16 protein-coding genes are annotated in these 17831 nt (G+C 63.5%); 5 read left to right on the forward strand and 11 right to left on the reverse strand.

All coding sequences use genetic code 11. The annotated features are described in order from the left end of the window. Positions 1–9 precede the first annotated feature (9 nt). The 4 genes from glpX to B2W55_RS27830 all read right to left on the reverse strand — a co-directional run bounded on the left by glpX (position 10) and on the right by B2W55_RS27830 (position 4158). The gene (gene glpX / locus B2W55_RS27815; protein WP_024578384.1) at positions 10–1008 is read right to left on the reverse strand and encodes a class II fructose-bisphosphatase; all 999 of its coding nucleotides are present in this window, start codon (positions 1006–1008) and stop codon (positions 10–12) included. A 79-nt stretch (positions 1009–1087) separates the two neighbouring features. Next, complete coding sequence (locus B2W55_RS27820) at positions 1088–2407, reverse strand: homoserine dehydrogenase (protein ID WP_024578385.1); 1320 nt, start codon at positions 2405–2407, stop codon at positions 1088–1090. Between the two features lie 38 nt (positions 2408–2445). Beyond that, a complete protein-coding gene (locus tag B2W55_RS27825; RefSeq protein WP_024578386.1) occupies positions 2446–3666 on the reverse strand; it encodes an LL-diaminopimelate aminotransferase in 1221 nt (406 codons plus the stop codon). A gap of 216 nt (positions 3667–3882) precedes the next feature. Then, entirely contained in the window at positions 3883–4158 is a 276-nt protein-coding gene (locus B2W55_RS27830; protein ID WP_024578387.1) for a hypothetical protein, read from the reverse strand. Positions 4159–4450: 292 nt separating this feature from the next. Here B2W55_RS27830 and B2W55_RS27835 point away from each other — a divergent pair, with 292 nt between their 5' ends. Together B2W55_RS27835 and B2W55_RS27840 are read left to right on the forward strand one after the other, a co-directional pair. Next, complete coding sequence (locus tag B2W55_RS27835) at positions 4451–6259, forward strand: PHA/PHB synthase family protein (RefSeq protein WP_024578388.1); 1809 nt, start codon at positions 4451–4453, stop codon at positions 6257–6259. Positions 6260–6350: 91 nt separating this feature from the next. Beyond that, positions 6351–6749 (forward strand): MAPEG family protein, encoded by a 399-nt coding sequence (locus tag B2W55_RS27840; protein ID WP_024578389.1) that lies wholly within the window; start codon positions 6351–6353, stop codon positions 6747–6749. Between the two features lie 8 nt (positions 6750–6757). Here B2W55_RS27840 and B2W55_RS27845 read toward each other — a convergent pair whose 3' ends face one another. The 7 genes from B2W55_RS27845 to B2W55_RS27875 all read right to left on the reverse strand — a co-directional run bounded on the left by B2W55_RS27845 (position 6758) and on the right by B2W55_RS27875 (position 13659). Continuing rightward, on the reverse strand, positions 6758–7348 hold the full coding sequence (locus tag B2W55_RS27845) for a class I SAM-dependent methyltransferase (protein ID WP_024578390.1): 591 nt from the start codon (positions 7346–7348) through the stop codon (positions 6758–6760). A gap of 14 nt (positions 7349–7362) precedes the next feature. Further along, positions 7363–8340, reverse strand: coding sequence for an N-acetyl-gamma-glutamyl-phosphate reductase (gene argC, locus B2W55_RS27850; protein ID WP_024578391.1), 978 nt, complete (start codon positions 8338–8340; stop codon positions 7363–7365). 102 nt (positions 8341–8442) lie between these two features. Next, complete coding sequence (gene argC, locus B2W55_RS27855; protein ID WP_024578392.1) at positions 8443–9489, reverse strand: N-acetyl-gamma-glutamyl-phosphate reductase; 1047 nt, start codon at positions 9487–9489, stop codon at positions 8443–8445. Further along, on the reverse strand, positions 9486–10160 hold the full coding sequence (locus B2W55_RS27860; RefSeq protein ID WP_024578393.1) for an FMN-binding negative transcriptional regulator: 675 nt from the start codon (positions 10158–10160) through the stop codon (positions 9486–9488). The genes argC (B2W55_RS27855) and B2W55_RS27860 overlap by 4 nt, the downstream gene beginning before the upstream one ends. Positions 10161–10393: 233 nt before the next feature. After that, positions 10394–11383, reverse strand: coding sequence for an MBL fold metallo-hydrolase (locus B2W55_RS27865; RefSeq protein ID WP_024578394.1), 990 nt, complete (start codon positions 11381–11383; stop codon positions 10394–10396). 224 nt (positions 11384–11607) lie between these two features. Beyond that, on the reverse strand, positions 11608–13089 hold the full coding sequence (locus tag B2W55_RS27870; RefSeq protein ID WP_024578395.1) for a caspase family protein: 1482 nt from the start codon (positions 13087–13089) through the stop codon (positions 11608–11610). Between the two features lie 39 nt (positions 13090–13128). Beyond that, entirely contained in the window at positions 13129–13659 is a 531-nt protein-coding gene (locus B2W55_RS27875; RefSeq protein ID WP_024578396.1) for a DedA family protein, read from the reverse strand. A gap of 188 nt (positions 13660–13847) precedes the next feature. On the opposite strand from B2W55_RS27875, the gene B2W55_RS27880 reads away from it, so the two are divergent. From B2W55_RS27880 to B2W55_RS27890, 3 genes are all read left to right on the forward strand, one after another. Next, positions 13848–14216, forward strand: a complete 369-nt coding sequence (locus B2W55_RS27880) for a hypothetical protein (RefSeq protein WP_024578397.1) — start codon at positions 13848–13850, stop codon at positions 14214–14216. A 127-nt stretch (positions 14217–14343) separates the two neighbouring features. Continuing rightward, positions 14344–16404, forward strand: coding sequence for a DNA topoisomerase IV subunit B (parE, locus tag B2W55_RS27885; RefSeq protein WP_024578398.1), 2061 nt, complete (start codon positions 14344–14346; stop codon positions 16402–16404). Between the two features lie 110 nt (positions 16405–16514). Further along, on the forward strand, positions 16515–17699 hold the full coding sequence (locus B2W55_RS27890) for an AIPR family protein (RefSeq protein WP_080890984.1): 1185 nt from the start codon (positions 16515–16517) through the stop codon (positions 17697–17699). Positions 17700–17831: the final 132 nt, after the last annotated feature.

A 17831-nucleotide genomic window follows, 5' to 3' on the forward strand; every position in this document is an offset into this window, starting at 1 on the left:
CGCCCCTACTTAGTCGAGGTGGAACTTCTCGAGCTGGCGGTGCTCGGCCTTGATGTAGCGCACGGTGCCGGTGACCGAGCGCATCACGACCGTCTCGGTCTCGATCACGTCCTTCTTGAACTTCACGCCGGTCAGCAGCGAACCGGTGGTGACGCCGGTGGCGGCAAACAGGCAGTCGCCCTTCGCCATGTCCTCGATGCCGTAGATCATCTTCGGATCGGTGACGCCCATCTTGTGGGCGCGCTCGCGCTTCTCTTCGCTGTCGAGGATCAGGCGGCACTGCATCTGGCCACCGATGCAGCGCAGCGCAACGGCCGCCAGCACGCCCTCGGGTGCGCCGCCGGTGCCGATATACATATCGACGCCGGTCTCTTCCGGCGTGGCACAGTGGATCACGCCGGCGACGTCGCCGTCGGTGATGAAGCGAACCGCCGCGCCGGTCGATCGCACGCTGTTGATGATGTCGGCATGGCGCGGACGGTCGAGCACCAGCACGGTGATGGCGCTGGGATCGACGCCCTTGGCCTTGGCGAGCCGGCGCACATTGTCGGCCGGCGGCGCATCGAGCTCGATCACGTTCTTGGCAAAGCCCGGTCCGATCGCGATCTTCTGCATGTAGACGTCGGGGGCGTGCAGCAGCGTGCCGCCGTCGGCCATTGCCATGGTGGCGATCGAGCCCGGCATGTTCTTGGCGCACAGCGTGGTGCCTTCGAGCGGATCGACCGCGATGTCGACCTTGGGGCCAGCGTTGAGGCCGACCTTTTCGCCGATGAACAGCATCGGCGCCTCGTCGCGCTCACCCTCGCCGATCACGATGGTGCCTTCGATCGGCAGCTTGTTGAGCTCGCGCCGCATCGCGTCGACCGCGGCCTTGTCGGCGGCCTTTTCCTGGCCGTGGCCGCGCAACCGCGCGGCCGATACCGCCGCGCGCTCCGTCACGCGCACGATTTCGAGCGTCAGGATGCGCTCGAGCAGCATCTGCGGCGGCACGGAAATATGGGTCGACATCGGCGTACTCCTTAAGTCTCGGGGACAGGCCAGCCTGTCCGCATCAATCGTCTCACGCCCGCCCCGTTCAGGCCATGCGCTAGTTTTTCTCGATCCGGATCACCTGCGGCCGGCCGCTGATGACCTTGTCGCGCTGCACTGCGGCCAATGCGCGGTGCACGGCATCCTCGCTGGTCGCATAGGTAATCAGAATGACCGGAACCGGTGAAGGTTTTTTGGCCGCACCGTTAACGTCCACACCATCCGGATGCCGCTGCACGATGGATTCCAGCGATATCTTCTGTTCCGCGAGCCGGGTGGCGATTGTTGCGGCAGTGCCTGCAAGATCGCGCGCCATCAGGCGGATGTAATAACCGCCCTCGTGGCGTTCCATCGGCGCCTTGGAGGTGTCGCGCAACCGCTCGACCGGACGCCCGAACGGCTTGGCACGGATGCCGCGGGCGACGTCGGCGATATCGGCGACCACGGCCGAGGCGGTCGCGCCGCCACCTGCGCCGGGTCCGACCAGCGTGATCGGCGGAATCCCCTCGCCGTCGATGGCAACCGCATTGGTGACGCCCATGACCTGCGCGATCGACGATGATTTCGGCACCATGGTCGGGTGCACGCGCTGCTCGATGCCCTTCGCGGTGCGCACGGCAACGCCGAGCAGCTTGACCCGGTAACCGAGTTCCGAGGCCGCCTTGAGGTCCTCGGGCGTGATCGAGGAGATGCCCTCGACATAAACAGCGCTCTCCGCGACCTTGGTTCCGAAGGCGAGGCTGGCCAGGATCGCGAGCTTCTGCGCGGTATCGTGACCATCGACATCGAACGACGGATTGGCTTCGGCATAGCCGAGCCGCTGGGCGTCCTTCAGGCACTCCTCGAATGACAAGCCCTCCTGCTCCATCCGGGTCAGGATGTAATTGCAGGTGCCGTTGAGGATGCCGTAGACGCGGTTGATGCTGGTGCCGGCGAGGCCCTCGCGCAGCGTCTTGATGACCGGGATCGCCGCACCGACCGCCGCCTCGAAGTTGAGCGCGCCGCCATGCTTCTCGGCGGCGGCGGCAAGCCGCAGGCCGTGCTTGGCGATCAGCGCCTTGTTGGCGGTCACGACCGACTTGCCGGCTTTCAGCGCCGTCTCGATCGCCGACAGCGCGGGATCGCCGGCGCCGCCCATCAGCTCGACGAAGCAATCGATATTGGGATCCTCGGCCAGCGCCTCGGGGCTCTTTGCCCAGGCAATGCCGTGCAGGTCGAGCCCGCGCTTCTTGGCCTTCGAGCGTGCCGTCACGGCGACGACACGGACGCCACGGCCGCTGCGCTCGGCGAGCGCCCGTCCTTGCGTTTCGATGAGGCGTACGACATCGGCACCGACGGTGCCGAGCCCCGCTATGCCCACGTTGAGGGGTGCGACCATGGAGTTAGGGGACCTGAAGTTTAAGCAACCTGGAAGGATTAGCGTCGGTTGGCGAGAGGAACGACGTTGTGCAACGTTTCGATGCCGCTTTCAAGGAAGCGGCGCACGCCGCGCGCAGCCTGCCGGATGCGCTGCTCGTTCTCCACCATCGCGATGCGGACATAGCCTTCGCCGTGCTCGCCGAACGCGACGCCGGGCGACACCACGACGCCGGATTTCTCCACCATCAGGGTGGCGAACTGCATGCTGCCGACCGCCTCGAACGCCTTGGGCAGCGGCGCCCAGGCGAACATCGAGGCCTGCGGCGGCGGAATGTCCCAGCCGGCGCGGCCAAATGACTCAACCAGCGCGTCGCGACGCTTGCGGTAGGTATCGCGCATCTCGCGGATGCAGTCGTCCGGACCGTTCAGCGCCGCGGTCGCCGCCACCTGGACCGGCGTGAAGGCGCCGTAGTCGAGATAGGACTTGACCCGCGCAAGGGCTGCGATGATGCGCTCATTGCCGACCGCAAATCCCATGCGCCAGCCGGCCATCGAGAACGTCTTCGACATCGAGGTGAACTCGACGGTGACGTCGATCGCGCCGGGCACTTGCAGTACCGACGGCGGCGGATTGTTCTCGTCGAAATAGACTTCGGCGTAAGCGAGATCGGACAGGATGAAAATGTCGTGCTTCTTCGCGAAGGCAACGAGATCCTTGTAGAAATCGAGGTCCGCGACATAGGCGGTCGGGTTCGACGGATAGCAGACGATCAGCGCGATCGGCTTCGGGATCGAGTGGATGATGGCCCGTTCGACCGCCTCGAAGAACTGCGGCGTCGGCTCCGAGGGCACCGAGCGGATCACGCCGCCAGCCATCAGGAAGCCGAACGCATGGATCGGATAGCTCGGATTGGGGCACAGCACGACGTCGCCGGGCGCGGTGATCGCCTGCGCGACGTTGGCGAACCCCTCCTTCGAGCCGAGCGTGGCGACGACCTGGGTATCGGGGTTGAGCTTGACGCCGAAGCGGCGCGCGTAATAGGCGGCCTGGGCCTTGCGGAGACCGTTGATACCGCGCGAGGCCGAATAGCGATCGGTCCGCGGCTTGCCCAGCGTCTCCTTGAGCTTCTCGATCACATGCGCCGGGGTCGGCAGGTCCGGATTTCCCATGCCCATGTCGATGATGTCGGCCCCGGCGTTGCGCGCGGCCGCCTTGGCCTGGTTGACCTTCTCAAAGACGTAAGGCGGCAGACGGCGAATGCGGTAAAAATCTTCCATGGGACCCTTGCTCCGACAACCGCGACGCCAGAATCGCCCCCTATAGCTTACATGCGGAAGCCGGCTCGGCCTCTTGCAGAAATCGCACTGAATCAATGACTTAGAGCGAATTCAGGCGCACGATCTGGGGGCTGCGGCCGGACCTGCGGTTGAATTGGGTTTCTTTTAGCACGGACGTCGGGCGGCGCCAGCGCTGATCGGCCGTTTGACGCGGGCTCACTTGCCGGCCTGGGCCGCCGTCGAGGCCTGGCGATCGCGCGCGGCAATCAGCTCCTGCTCGATCTTGGCCTGATCCGCCGGCTTGATCATCGGATCAGCGCGGTCGGGCGGAATATCATGCACCGGAAGGTACCCGCTGGGATCCTTGGCCCGCGCCGGCGCATCGGCCGGCATCGCCATATCGGCGATCGTGCTCGAGCACCCGCTCAGCGCCAACACCGACGCGAGCAGCGCTGCGGCCGCGAGCCCCCTCTTCATCATTTCGACCGGCATGCGCCGAATTGTCCCCAACAAGCTGGCGCGAACGTCGCGCGTCGCTGACACGGGTCGCACTGGTACGAGCCTTGCAGCGTCCCCCGCTGCGTTAATTTCGACTTCAGCGTTTCAAACCATTGTCGCCCGAAACGCTTAAGGCGTGAACAACAAAACCGACCCCTGAGGCTTCAATATGACGGAACAAAGATTTTTTGTCGCACCGCAACAGAGCGAAACATCGGATTTTCACTGATTATCGTTGCCGCACCGCGCGATGACGCCCTCCAAACGACGCGATAATGTCCCTCAGATGAGCAACGTCAGCACCGACACCCAAGCCGCCCCCAAATTCAACGCCGAAGCCTTCGCCATGAACATCGCGCGGGCGATGGAGAGCAGCGGTCAGGCGCTGGCCGCCTACCTCAAGCCGCGCCAGATCGGCGAAGTCCGTGACAAGCCGCCGAACGAGCTTGGCGAGGTGATCAAGACTTTCAGCGTGATCGCCGAATACTGGCTGTCCGACAAGGAGCGCGCTTCGTCGCTGCAGATGCAGCTCGGCAAGGATTATCTCGATCTTTGGGGCTCGGCGGTGCGGCGGATGGCCGGCGAAGCCGATGCCAAGCCCGCGATCGCGCCGGCGCCGCGCGACAAGCGATTCCAGGACCCGGAATGGAAGTCGAACCAGTTCTTCGACTTCATCCTGCAACTCTATCTGTTGACCTCGAAATGGGCGCAGCAGCTGGTCCACGACGCCGACGGAATCGATCCGCATACCCGCAAGAAGGCCGAATTCTACGTCCAGCAGATCACCAACGCGCTGGCGCCGTCGAACTTCGTCCTGACCAATCCGGAAGTGCTGCGCGCCACGGTCGAGACCAACGGCGACAATCTGGTCCGCGGCATGAAGATGCTGGCCGAGGATATCGAAGCCGGCCACGGCACGCTGAAGATCCGCCAGTCCGATTCGAGCAATCTCGAGGTCGGCGTCAACATGGCGACGACGCCGGGCAAGGTGATCTACCAGAACGAGCTGATGCAGTTGATCCAGTATTCGCCCGCGACGGAGAACGTGCTGCGCACGCCGCTGCTGATCGTGCCGCCCTGGATCAACAAGTTCTACATCCTCGATCTGCGTCCCGAGAAATCCTACATCAAATGGTGCGTCGACCAGGGCATCACGGTGTTCGTGATTTCCTGGGTCAATCCGGACAAGGAGCTCGGCAAGAAGACCTGGGCCGACTACATGACCGAAGGCCCGCTCACCGCGATGGACGTGATCGAGAAGGTCACCGGCGAGATGAAGGTGCACACTGCCGGCTATTGCGTCGGCGGCACCATGCTCGCCTCGACACTCGCCTACCTTGCCGAGAAGCGCCGCCAGCGCGTGACATCGGCGACGTTCTTCGCAGCTCAAGTCGACTTCACCCACGCCGGCGATCTGCTGGTGTTCGTCGACGAGGACCAGATCTCGGCGCTGGAACGCGACATGCAGGAATCCGGCGTGCTCGAGGGCAGCAAGATGGCGATGGCCTTCAACATGCTGCGCTCGAACGACCTGATCTGGTCGTATGTCGTGAACAACTACCTGAAGGGCCAACCGCCCTCCTCGTTCGACCTGCTGCACTGGAACTCCGACGCGACGAGAATGCCGTCGTCGAACCACTCCTACTACCTGCGCAACTGCTACCTGGAGAACCGGCTGTCGACCGGCACCATGGTGCTCGACAACACGCTGCTCGATCTGTCGAAGGTGAAGGTGCCGGTCTACAACCTCGCCGCCCGCGAAGACCACATCGCTCCGGCGGAATCGGTGCTGTACGGTTCGCAGTTCTTCGGCGGCCCGGTGAAATATGTGCTGTCCGGCTCCGGCCATATCGCCGGCGTGGTCAACCCGCCCGCCTCGAAGAAATATCAGTACTGGACCAACGACAACATCAAGGACATCAAGCTCGCCGACTGGCTGAAGGGTGCCGAGGAGCACAAGGGTTCGTGGTGGCCCGACTGGCGCGGCTGGCTGGAAAGCCATGATCCGGAGACGGTCCCGGCGCGCGCGGTCGGCTCCAACGGAACGTCCGCGCTCGAGGACGCCCCCGGCAGCTATGTCCGTGTCCGCGCGTAGCGCCAAGTCTTCGCGTAGCGCCAGGTTCGCCACTCAGCTATAAACAGACGGTCCCGACGGTCGGGAATCGAATTCACGTGAGGGGGATACGATGACGCGCGAACTGTTTTGGCTGTCGCTGACGGTGATCCTGACCGGGCTGCTGTGGATCCCCTACATCATCAACCGCACCCAGGTTCGCGGCCTGTCGGGTGCGATGGGCAATCCGACGCGCAACGACAAGCCGCAAGCCGACTGGGCCAATCGGTTGATGTTCGCGCACGATAACGCGGTCGAGAACCTCGTGATCTTCGCGCCGCTGGTGCTGATCCTGAACGCCGCCGACTATTCCAGCAAATGGACCGTGCTCGCCTGCGCCGTCTATTTCTGGGCGCGCGTCGCGCATCTGATCGTCTACGCGCTGGGCATTCCGGTGTTTCGCACCCTGGCCTTCACAGTCGGCTTCATCGCCCAGGCCGTGCTGGCGCTCGCGATCTTCAAGATCGTCTGAGCGGCAAACTACCCGCTCTTCCGCATTACGATATGCAGCATCGTCGCCGGCGCTTCGTCAAAACTCTTGATCTCGCTGGTGTCGGACGAGACCTGCGTCCACACCCCTGACGACGCGTAGGTCGCCGCCAGCCAGTCGGCGGTGGGATAATTGTAATAGCGCCCGATGCTGTCGCGGCCGTCATCGTGGCCGACCTTGTAGCTCGCATAGAACAATCCATCGGGCTTCATCGCCCGATGGATCCGGCCCAGAATGCCGGCCAGCTCGTCGCGGGGCACATGCAGCAGGCAGGCGCTGGCCCAGACGCCGTCATAGGCATACCGCTCGTCGAGCTGATCGAACAGCATTGCCTCGACGGGATGATTGATGCGCCGCGCGGCGACTTCGGCCATCTCCGGCGAACCATCGGTGGCACGCAGCACGAAGCCCTCGGCGAGCATGACCGCGGCATGATTGCCGGCCCCGCAGCCGAGTTCGAGGATCGAGCCGCCCCGTGGCAACAATTTGAGGAAGGCGACAAGCCGGGTAGACGGTGCTTTCGCCCACCCGGCATAAGCCTCGGCATTGTGCCGGTAGAATTGCAGCGTGGCGTCGTCCATGACGCACCCTGCCGTCAGACGTCGGTTAGCCCGAGCATCAGCCGCATGTTCTGGACCGCAGCGCCCGAGGCGCCCTTGCCCAGATTGTCGAGCCGGGCGACCAGCACCGCCTGGCGATGCTTGTCGCTGGCGAAGACATAGAGCTCGAGCTGGTTGGTCTCGTTGAGCGCTTCCGGCTCGATCTTTCCGTCCTTGGCGGCGTCGTTGTGCAGCGGCATCGCCGAAACGTGCTTGCTGCCGGCGTACCATTTCGCCAGCGCCGCCTGCAGATCGGCACCGTCAGGCTTGCCGGGCAGCGCGTCGAGCTGCAACGGCACCGAGACCAGCATGCCCTGCCGGAAGTTGCCGACCGACGGGATGAACAGCGGCCGCCGCGTCAGATGCGAATAGAGCTGCATCTCCGGCACGTGCTTGTGCTCGAAACCGAGACCATAGAGATGGAAGGCCGGCGCCGAGCCGTCCTCGAAACTCGCGATCATCGACTTGCCGCCGCCCGAATAGCCGCTCACCGCATTGATGGTGACGGGATAGTCGGCAGGCAGCAGGCCGCCATCGACGAGCGGCCGCAACAGCGCGATCGCGCCGGTCGGATAGCAGCCGGGATTGGAGACCTTTTTCGCGGTCCGGATCTTGTCGGCCTGGCCGGGCGCGAGTTCCGGGAAGCCGTAGGCCCAATCGGGCGCGACCCGGTAGGCGGTCGAGGCGTCGAGCACCTTGGGCGCGGCATTGCCCATGGTGTCGATCAACGCGACGGTTTCCTTGGCGGCATCGTCAGGCAGGCAGAGGATCACGAGATCCACCTCCTCCATCAGCGCGCGCTTCGCACCGGCATCCTTCCGCTTATCCTCGGCGATGTGCCTCACCGTGACGTCGCCGATCCCATGCAGCCGCTCCTGGATGCCGAGGCCGGTCGTGCCGGAGCCGCCGTCGACGAATACGGTTGCCGTGGTCGCACCACTCTTGGTCGTCTGTTTGGTATCGGTGAGGGTCATGGCACGTTCCTTTCAAGCTCATTCGTTTCGTTAGCTAGCACATCTGGCCGCGCCCGCGCCGCCAATAGATTGAGCGCATCCTCGTCCGCGACACCCGCCCGCTCACGGAAACAGCGCGATCTGCTCCAGTCCGACGGTTTCGGGCAAGCCGAACATCAGGTTCATGTTCTGGATCGCCTGTCCGGCCGACCCCTTCACCAGATTATCGAGCGTCGAGAGCACGATGGCGCGGTTCTTGATCCGGTCGGCGACGACCCCGATCTGAACATAATTCGAACCACGCACGTTCTGCGTCTGTGGCAGCACGCCCTTCTTCGTCACATGGACGAACGGCTCGTTGGCGTAGGCCTTTTCCAGCGCGGCGCGCAGATCGTCCGGCGTCGCCCCGTTCAGTTTGACATAGGATGTGCAGAACTCGCCCCGCGCCATCGGAATGAGATGCGGGGTAAAGTTTACCGTCACGGCCGAACCAGCGGCTGCGCCGATCTCCTGCTCGATCTCCGCCGAGTGTCGATGGCTGCCGATCGAATAGGGCGACAACCCCTCTCCGGCCTCGCTGAACAGCGTGTTCTGCTTCAGTCCGCGTCCGGCCCCGGTGACGCCCGACTTGGCATCGATGATGATATCGTCGACGTCGATCAGCCTTGCCTTCGCCAGCGGAACGAGCGCCAGCAGCACCGCCGTCGGATAGCAGCCGGGACAGGCCACCAGCCGCGCGGCCGCGATCCTCTCCCGGTAGAGTTCGGTCAGCCCATAGACGGCCTCGTCCTGCAATTCGAGCGCCCTGTGCTCATGGCCGTACCATTGCGCGTAGCTGTCCTTGTCGCGCAGCCGGAAATCCGCGGACATGTCGAGGATCTTGATTGCGGGATTGGCTTTCAGCACTGCGGCGATGATCTCCTGCGTCGTGCCGTGCGGCAGTCCGCAGAACACGGCATCGAGCCGCGTCCAGTCGACCTTCTCCCATTCCACGAGTTTCGGCAGGTCGAGCATGAAGAAGTGCGGAAACACCTCGCTCATCGTCTTGCCGGCATGGGTGTTGGCGGTAAGCGCGGTGATCTCGGCATTCGGATGCCGCGCCAACAGACGCACTGCGTCAGCGCCAGTGTAGCCGGACGCCCCCAAAATTCCGATTTTCTTCTTCGTCATTGCTCGCTCCCCGGAAACGTCGTCATCTCGGTCTGCATCGTCGCGAAAGCTTGCGGGCGCACCTCGCGCATCAAGGCCGCGATGTCTCGGGCACCGGCTTCGGCCTGCGCAGCGAGCGCGTTGCCGACCGCCGCGAAATCGGTTTCGGATTTGTGCTGGTTCAGCTTGAAGCTGCCCTCCACCGCTTCCACCGTCATCTCGAGGCCCACGATGGCCTGCTTCATCGCTTCCAGCCGCGCGGCGGTCATCTTGCCCGACACCCACGGCCTTTTCGGCAACAGCCGGTCCTCGAACTTGGCGCTCAGCGCGTCGATCTGAACGGCAAGCTCCTGATCCGACAACGTCCGCACCGGCCCGGTCAGATGCACCGCCTGATACAGCCAGGTCGGCACCTGATCGGGTGACACGTACCAGTCCGGCGAGACATAGGCGTCGGCGCCGTTGACGGCCAGCAGCCAGGACGTGCCGCCCGCCAGCTTTATCAGCGGATTGTGACGGGCGACATGAAACAGCGCCCGCGGCGTACCGTCAGCCGCATAGGTCAGATAGAACGGCAGTGCGGACGCGATCGGCTTGGCGCCGTCCCAGGCGCAGGCAAGCCCGAAGCCGCGCGCTTCGGCAAAGGCCAGGCTTGCAGCGCGGTCAGGCTTGAATACCGGTGGCGTATACATGGTGGTTGCTCCCTGTGATGTAGGAGCCGCCAGATCGAACCACGGGTCTTTTTCAGGAGAGCGCCGCGGGATCGGATCCGGCGGCAGAGGCGATGTCTTAAACGCGAACGACCGCCCATACCGCGAGAATGCGGCGGCGGCGGGCGATGGTGATGGTCGCGGCGTTGATCATGGGCGCGGCTATAAGGCCGCACCCAAGTGACGTCAAGACACTCGCACGTCAAGACAGCCGCTCAGATCACCGGATTCCACGGCGCCGGCACGACGCGATAGCCGTTGCCGTCCTTCACCACGTTGCCGAGACCCGGGAACGGATAGTGGAAGCCCTGCACCTGGAGCCGCTCTGCGACCACCATGTCGTAGATCCGCCGCCGGGTCTTCTCCGCCACGTCGCCGTCCTGGTCGAAGAACGCGTGCCAGCCGGGATTGGTCGCGAACAGGTTCGGATTGTTGGTGACATCGGACTGGATGAAGACCTTCTCCGAACCCGACGCCAGCACATAGGAGGTGTGACCCGGGGTGTGGCCGATGGTCTCGACCGAGGTCAGGCCCGGGGCGATCTCCTTGCCCCATTCATAGGGCGTCACCTTCTTCTTCAGGCCGGCCTCGAAGATGTTGCGGTTGTTCTTGAACAGGCCCTGCATGCGGCCGGCCGGCGCCCGGCTCATCTCGCCGTCGTCCATCCAGAACTTCCATTCAGTGGCAGGCACCAGCACCTCGGCATTCGGGAACGCCGGCGTGCCCTCGGCCGTCAGCAGGCCGTTCACGTGGTCGGTGTGGAAGTGCGAGATCACGACCATGTCGACAGCCTTGGGATCGAAGCCGGCCGCGACGAAATTGTCGGCGAACAGGCCGTTGGCACCCTTGCTTTTGACCTTCGCCAGCGCGCCATTGCCGGTGTCGATCACGACCACCTTGCCACCGGTGTTGAGCACGAGCGGCGCGAACCAGATCGTCATCATGTCGCGCGGCATGAACGCCTTCTCGAGCGCCGCGTTGACGTCCTCACGCTTCGCATTCGGGATGAAGGCATCTTCCAGCTTGAAGACGTTCTTGCCGTCGGACACCGCGGTCACCAGGATGTCGCCGACCTTGTAGCGATAGAAGCTCGGGGCCTGCTTGTCGGCGACCGACGCCGCAGCGGCCGCAGGAGCGGCGGACAACAACGGTGCGGCGGCGACGCCGGCAGCACCGGCGAGAGCGTGACGTCGGGTCAATTCCATGGGATGTCCTCCAATGCGACACAGCGGCTGCGAGCGGCGAGTTCGGGCATGTTGGATTTGCTTCGTTCTGCAATGACTGCGCGCTTGGCCGTCCCCTCGCCCAACCCCTGCGTGGCGATTTTATTCCACGGCAGATCACCGGTCCATAAGCTCGCGAGGCCGCCGAGTTTCGAACTCGCAATTGGCCCGTCTCCGGCCCGTGCACAGAGTGCGAATTCGAAGACTCAGGGCTTCCTCAGGAAATAATCGTCACCGCCCAGCGAGCCGTAGACAAACGGTTCCTGACCGTTGCCGGTCGCCGCCATCACGTCGTCGCGGACCAGACCGAAGAACTTCCGGATTTCGACGCCCGGTTTCTGCATATTGCGGATGAGTGCGCGGGCGAACGGGCTGTTGCTCTGCCCGTCCGTTCCATCCATCGCGGTCTGACCGGCCTTGGCGGAATAGGCCACCAGCGTCGCGCTCGCCTCGGGCTCGACCCGCGCCAGGCCTCGTCCCACCGAGCGGCTCGCCACCGTCCGCGTCATGTCGCGCAGGAATGGATTGTCCCGACAGGCATCGAGGATCACCAGATGCAGCTTGTGCGCGGCCTCGACGCTTGCCAGAACCGCATCGAGCGGCACCGCCTCGAACCGAACGGCGCGGTCGGTCTTCAGCTTGGCGTCGACCGGAATGAGGTAGTTGGTCCCATTCACCTCGATGCCGTGGCCGGCGTAATAGACCAGCGCCCAATCCGCCTTGGCGGCTTCGGTCGAGAAATCATTGAGTGCCTGACGCATCGCGGCGGCACCGAGATTGTCGTTGAGTACGACGGTCTTGAAACCGGCTGAACGCAGCGCGTCGGCAACCGCGGCGGCGTCATGTTGCGGATTCGGCAGACGAGGCACCGAGACATAATCGCTGTTGCCGATCACCAGCGCCACGCGCGTCTCGCCGCCCGGCGCATCGGTTGCGATCGCAGCCGGTACGGGATCGGGCGTCGGCGTAGCCGCCACGACCGGCGCAGCCGGCTTGGACGGTGCCGCTGCGGCGATTGCTGCACCACCGGCGCGCTCGCGTGCTTCGGCCATTTGCGCCGCAGTGATGCTCGACGGATCGAGCCTGCCGGCCTGCGCGATATCGGCCCGTGCCTTGTCGGCCTGCCCGGCCTGCTCATAGGCGATGGCGCGCGCGCGATAGGTCTTGGCCGCGCGCGGATCGAGACGCACCGCCTCGTTGAGGTTCGAGAACGCCCGCTCGGCGTCACCCTTGCCCTGATAGGCGACCCCGCAGACCCGGTAAGCGACCGCGTTGCGCGGATTGATCCGGATCACGGCATTGCAATCGTCCAGCGCCCGGTCGAAATCGCCACTCTTGGAATAGGCGGAGGCGCGATTGAGCACGGTCATCGTGTCGTTTCTGCCCAGACCGATCGCCTGCGTGTAGTCCTTGATCGCTTCGTCATACTTCTTGATCTGGAAATAGACCGCGCCACGATTGGCGTAAGCCAGGCCGGAGTCGGGAAAGCGCTGGATGATTCCATCGAGGGCGGACAGCGCGCCCTGATTGTCGCCGCGCTTGAACAGCGCGATCGCGGCGCTGTTGGCACGCGCGACCGCGGGATTCTTCTCAGGCGTATCGCGGATGGTTTGGGCCGAAGCCTGCTGGACGGACGATGCCGCGGCGGCCACTGCGAGCGCCGCTACCCCGCGCCAGAATGGTTTCATCTCCTGCCTCTCCGATATCCCGCCGCGAGACCATGGAGATTACACCGCCCGCCACATCCACTCCACGGCCTGGGCGATCACATCACCGAACAACAGCAGCGCCGCTGACCAGACCAGCGCGGAGACGAAATTCGCGATCTGGAACTGCCAGTACGACATCTCGAAAATGCCGGCGACAAGCGGCACCGAGGCGCGCAGCGGGCCGAAGAAGCGGCCGATGAAGATGCTGGGCACGCCCCATCGCTTCACGAAGGCCTCGCCGCGCGGCAGGATCTCGGGATAGCGCGACAGCGGCCACATCTGCGCGACCTGCTCCTTGTAGCGGTAGCCGAACCAGTAGGAGACCCAATCGCCGAGCGCGGCACCAATGCCGCCGGCAATCCAGATCGGCCAGAAATTGATCCCGCTGACGCCGATCAGGGCGCCGATCGCCACCAGCGCGCCCCAGGCGGGCACCAGCAATGAAATGAAGGCCAGCGATTCAGCGAACGCCAGCAGCATGACGATCGGAGCGGCCCAGGCCTGGTGATGGCGCACGAATTCGGCCAAGGCCTGCGCAAGGTCTTCCATCTCGTCGTGTGCCTTCCCGCTCCGTTGAACCTCGAATGAACCTTTCTAGCCGCACGCAGCCTAAGAACAGGTAAGCCGGCCGACTGCGTGACATCAAGTCACAAAGGCGGGGATCAAACGTGATTTCCCACAGGCCCCCGCGGTGCGGACCGGCAAGCATCCTCCACAAAAGAAAAAGGATTCATTGGATGATCGGGTCACTGATGATGTGCGTGAGCGTTCTCGTGCTGTTGTTCGGAATGCTCGCGGGCATCGCAATGGGTATCGAGCACGACTTCACGTTGGGGCCGGCGCATGCGCATCTCAATCTCGTCGGCGGCGTGATGCTGTTCCTGTTCGGGCTCTACTACCGGCTGGTGCCGGCTGCGGGCAGCATGTTGCTCGCCAGGATCCAGGGCTGGCTGCATATCGTCGGTGGCGTGTTGTTTCCGGCCGGCGTGGCCGCCGTGCTGCTGAAGGGACCGTCGTTCGAGGCCGCCCCGATCGTCGGGTCGCTGATGGTGCTCGCCGCGATGGCCCTGTTCACGGTCATTGTATTCCGCACCTCGCGGGCGTAATCGCGGGCTCCTATCTACACAGGCGGCTGGGCCGGGAGGCGCGGCCGCCCCCATTTGGCAGCCCATCCGTGGCATAGTCAAAGCAACCGATTCGCCGCGCCAAGACCGGCGCGCCACTTGAAGAACCATGTCCAAAGCATTGAAATCGAACGCCAAAAGCAAATCTGACGACGATCTGTTTGACGCCCCGCAATCGAAGGGTCGCGCCGTTGCGAAGGCTGCGGCCAAGCCGGTGAAGGACGCCGAATCCGGCTATACGGCGGCGAGCATCGAGGTTCTGGAGGGCCTGGAACCGGTTCGCAAGCGCCCCGGCATGTATATCGGCGGCACCGACGAGAAGGCGCTCCACCACCTGTTCGCCGAGGTGATCGACAACGCCATGGACGAGGCCCTGGCGGGCCACGCCACCTTCATCGAGGTCGAGCTGACGGCCGACGGCTTCCTGTCGGTCAACGACAACGGCCGCGGCATTCCGGTCGACCCGCATCCGAAATTCCCGAAGAAGTCGGCACTCGAAGTCATCATGTGCACGCTGCACTCGGGCGGCAAATTCAATTCCGACGTCTACGAGACCTCGGGCGGCCTGCACGGCGTCGGCGTCTCCGTGGTCAACGCGCTCTCCTCCCGGCTCGAGGTCGAGGTCGCGCGCAGCGGACAATTGCATCGCATGACGTTCGAGCGCGGCCATCCCAAGGGCAAGCTCGAGGACCTCGGCAAGGTCAGCAACCGCCGCGGCACCCGTGTCCGCTTCAAGCCGGACACCGAAATCTTCGGCGCCAAGGCCGCCTTCAAGCCGCAACGCCTGTTCAAGATGACGCGCTCGAAGGCGTATCTGTTCGGCGGCGTCGAGATCCGGTGGCACTGCGATCCGGAATTGCTGAAGGGCGTCGAGGACGTTCCGGCCGAAGCCAAATTCCACTTCCCCGGCGGCCTGAAGGATTATCTCGCGGCGGCGATCCACGCCGACACGCTGGTGCATCAGGACATCTTCTCCGGCAAGTCCGGCCGCAGCGGCGCGCACGGCGCCTGCGAATGGGCGGTAGCCTGGACCGCTGACGCCGACGGCTTCCTGTCGTCCTACACCAACACGGTGCCGACGCCCGACGGCGGCACCCATGAATCCGGCCTGCGCAGCGCGCTGCTGCGCGGCCTGAAGGATCACGCCGAGCGCGCCGGCCAGGGCAAGCGTGCGGCCTCGATCACCTCAGAAGACGTGATGGTGGGCGCGGCCGTGATGCTTTCGGTGTTCGTGCGCGAGCCTGAATTCCAGGGCCAGACGAAAGACCGCCTCGCCACCGCTGAAGCGCAGCGCATCGTCGAACAGGCCATGAAGGATCCGTTCGACCACTGGCTGTCGGGCAATCCGAACCAGGCCAATCGGCTGCTCGATTTCGTGATCGACCGCGCCGAGGAGCGGCTGCGCCGCCGCCAGGAGAAGGAGACCGCGCGCAAGACCGCCGGCAAGAAGCTGCGTCTGCCCGGCAAGCTCGCCGATTGCTCCGATGCCGGCACCGAAGGCTCGGAACTGTTCATCGTCGAGGGCGACTCGGCCGGCGGCAGCGCCAAGCAGGCGCGCGACCGCAAGACCCAGGCCGTGCTGCCGCTGCGCGGCAAGATCCTCAACGTCGCCTCCGCCGGCAAGGACAAGCTGACCGCCAACGCGCAGATCTCCGATCTCGTACTGGCGATCGGCTGCGGCACGCTCGCGCACTACCGCGAAGAGGATCTGCGCTATCAGCGCATCATCATCATGACCGACGCCGACGTCGACGGCGCACACATCGCCTCGCTGTTGATCACCTTCTTCTACCGCCAGATGCCGCGGTTGATCGACGAGGGCCATCTCTATCTGGCGGTGCCGCCGCTCTACAAGCTGAAGCACGGCACCAAGTCGGTCTACGCCCGCGACGACGCCCATAAGGATGAGCTGATCAAGAGCGAGTTCAACGCCAACGCCAAGATCGAGGTCAATCGCTTCAAAGGCCTCGGCGAAATGAACCCGACGCAGCTCAAGGAGACCACGATGGATCCGGCCAAGCGCACGCTGCTGCGCGTGGTGCTGCTCGCCGACGATCGCGAGGGCACCGCCGACTCGGTCGAGCGGCTGATGGGCACCAAGGCGGAAGCGCGCTTTGCCTTCATCTCCGACAAGGCCGAATTCGCCAGCGACGACCTCCTCGACGTCTAGGCAAGGAGTTGCAGCCGGGTCGATCGGTGTGGTAACCTTTGATTCGCGATCCATCTTGCCGTGGAGAGGCTCTCCATCGGCGTAACCAATGGTCGCGAATGGAGAGAAACATGACTGCTCAGTCTGAGCGGCACAAGCGCCGCATTGCCTTTTCCTATCACACCCTCAGAAACATAAGCGCTCCGGAAGACTCCGATGAGCGGCGCAAGGTCTATGCCGGCAACGCCCCGGCCACCTCCTTTATATCGCTGCCGGAGGACGAGAACGTTCGAGAGTACATCGTCACCGCGGAGGGAAAAAAAAGGCAGCGCCTCACTGATGTGCATCGACGCATCCGGACTACCCTCGAAAATACTCCGGAAGACTTCGTCATTCTCAACAGCGGCATCGTAATTGTCGCACGCGATATCGAGGTCGATGAAAAGGAGAAGAAGGCCTACCTGAAGGATCCCAGCATCATAAACGGATCCCAAACGCGTGGTGAGTTGGATCACTATATCTCGACTACGCCTGAAGAGGACCAATTTCCGGTATCGTGCAAATTTGAGCTGGTAGTTACGGGTGACGATGACCTCATTGCGGAAGTGTCAATTGCTCGCAACTTTCAAAACGACGTTGCAACGCTATCGATCGTAGGTCGAAAGGGTCTTCTCGACGAACTGGAAGAACGGCTCCAAACAACGTTACCGGATCTTCAGTTACGAAAATCAGAAACCCAGCGCTCTGACGACTACTACGATACGGAAAAACTCCTGCAAGTAATTACGGCGCTAATTCCTGCCGAGCTATGGCCCAAACCTAAAGAATTAGAAGATCCCAAGAAGGTCTACACGTACAGCATGAAATCAAAATGCCTGAAGGATTTTCAGTCACTTCACGAGCGCGCCAAAAACCCCAAGTCGGAAGGGCACGCGCAAGCCAAAGCCCTTTATGACTTTTACCTTGAGATTGCTCCCATCGCTCATGAACTGTACGAGAAATGGAAAAAACACCCCGGATTTGCCGGAACGGGACTTCGTTCCATCGAGCGAGAGGGGCGTCAAATTGTCGATGTGCCGGACGGAATCATCTTCCCGATCCTCGCCTCGCTTTCAGCATTCGCTCGTCGTGTTCGCGGAAAATGGCAGATCACGCCACCCGCCGTGTTCAACGATGTTGAGATTATTCATGCTGCCAAGGCCCAGTACATGAACGTCGCGCACAGCAATCCTTGGAACATGGGGAAAAACCAAGCGATCTATTCTTCGCTTTTTCAGATCACTAACATCTACAAGAAAGTTGGGAGCGCATCCTGACTGGCTCGGCGAGCTCGGTCCGCGGTCGGCACATTGACCTGCTGATCACCGGGCCCAGCCGTTGGCTGATGGGCACCAAGGCGGAAGCGCGCTTTGCCTTCATCTCCGACAAGGCCGAATTCGCCAGCGACG

Origin of the sequence: Bradyrhizobium sp. UBA2491 (assembly GCF_002341725.1) — a bacterium.
Lineage (GTDB): Bacteria > Pseudomonadota > Alphaproteobacteria > Rhizobiales > Xanthobacteraceae > Bradyrhizobium.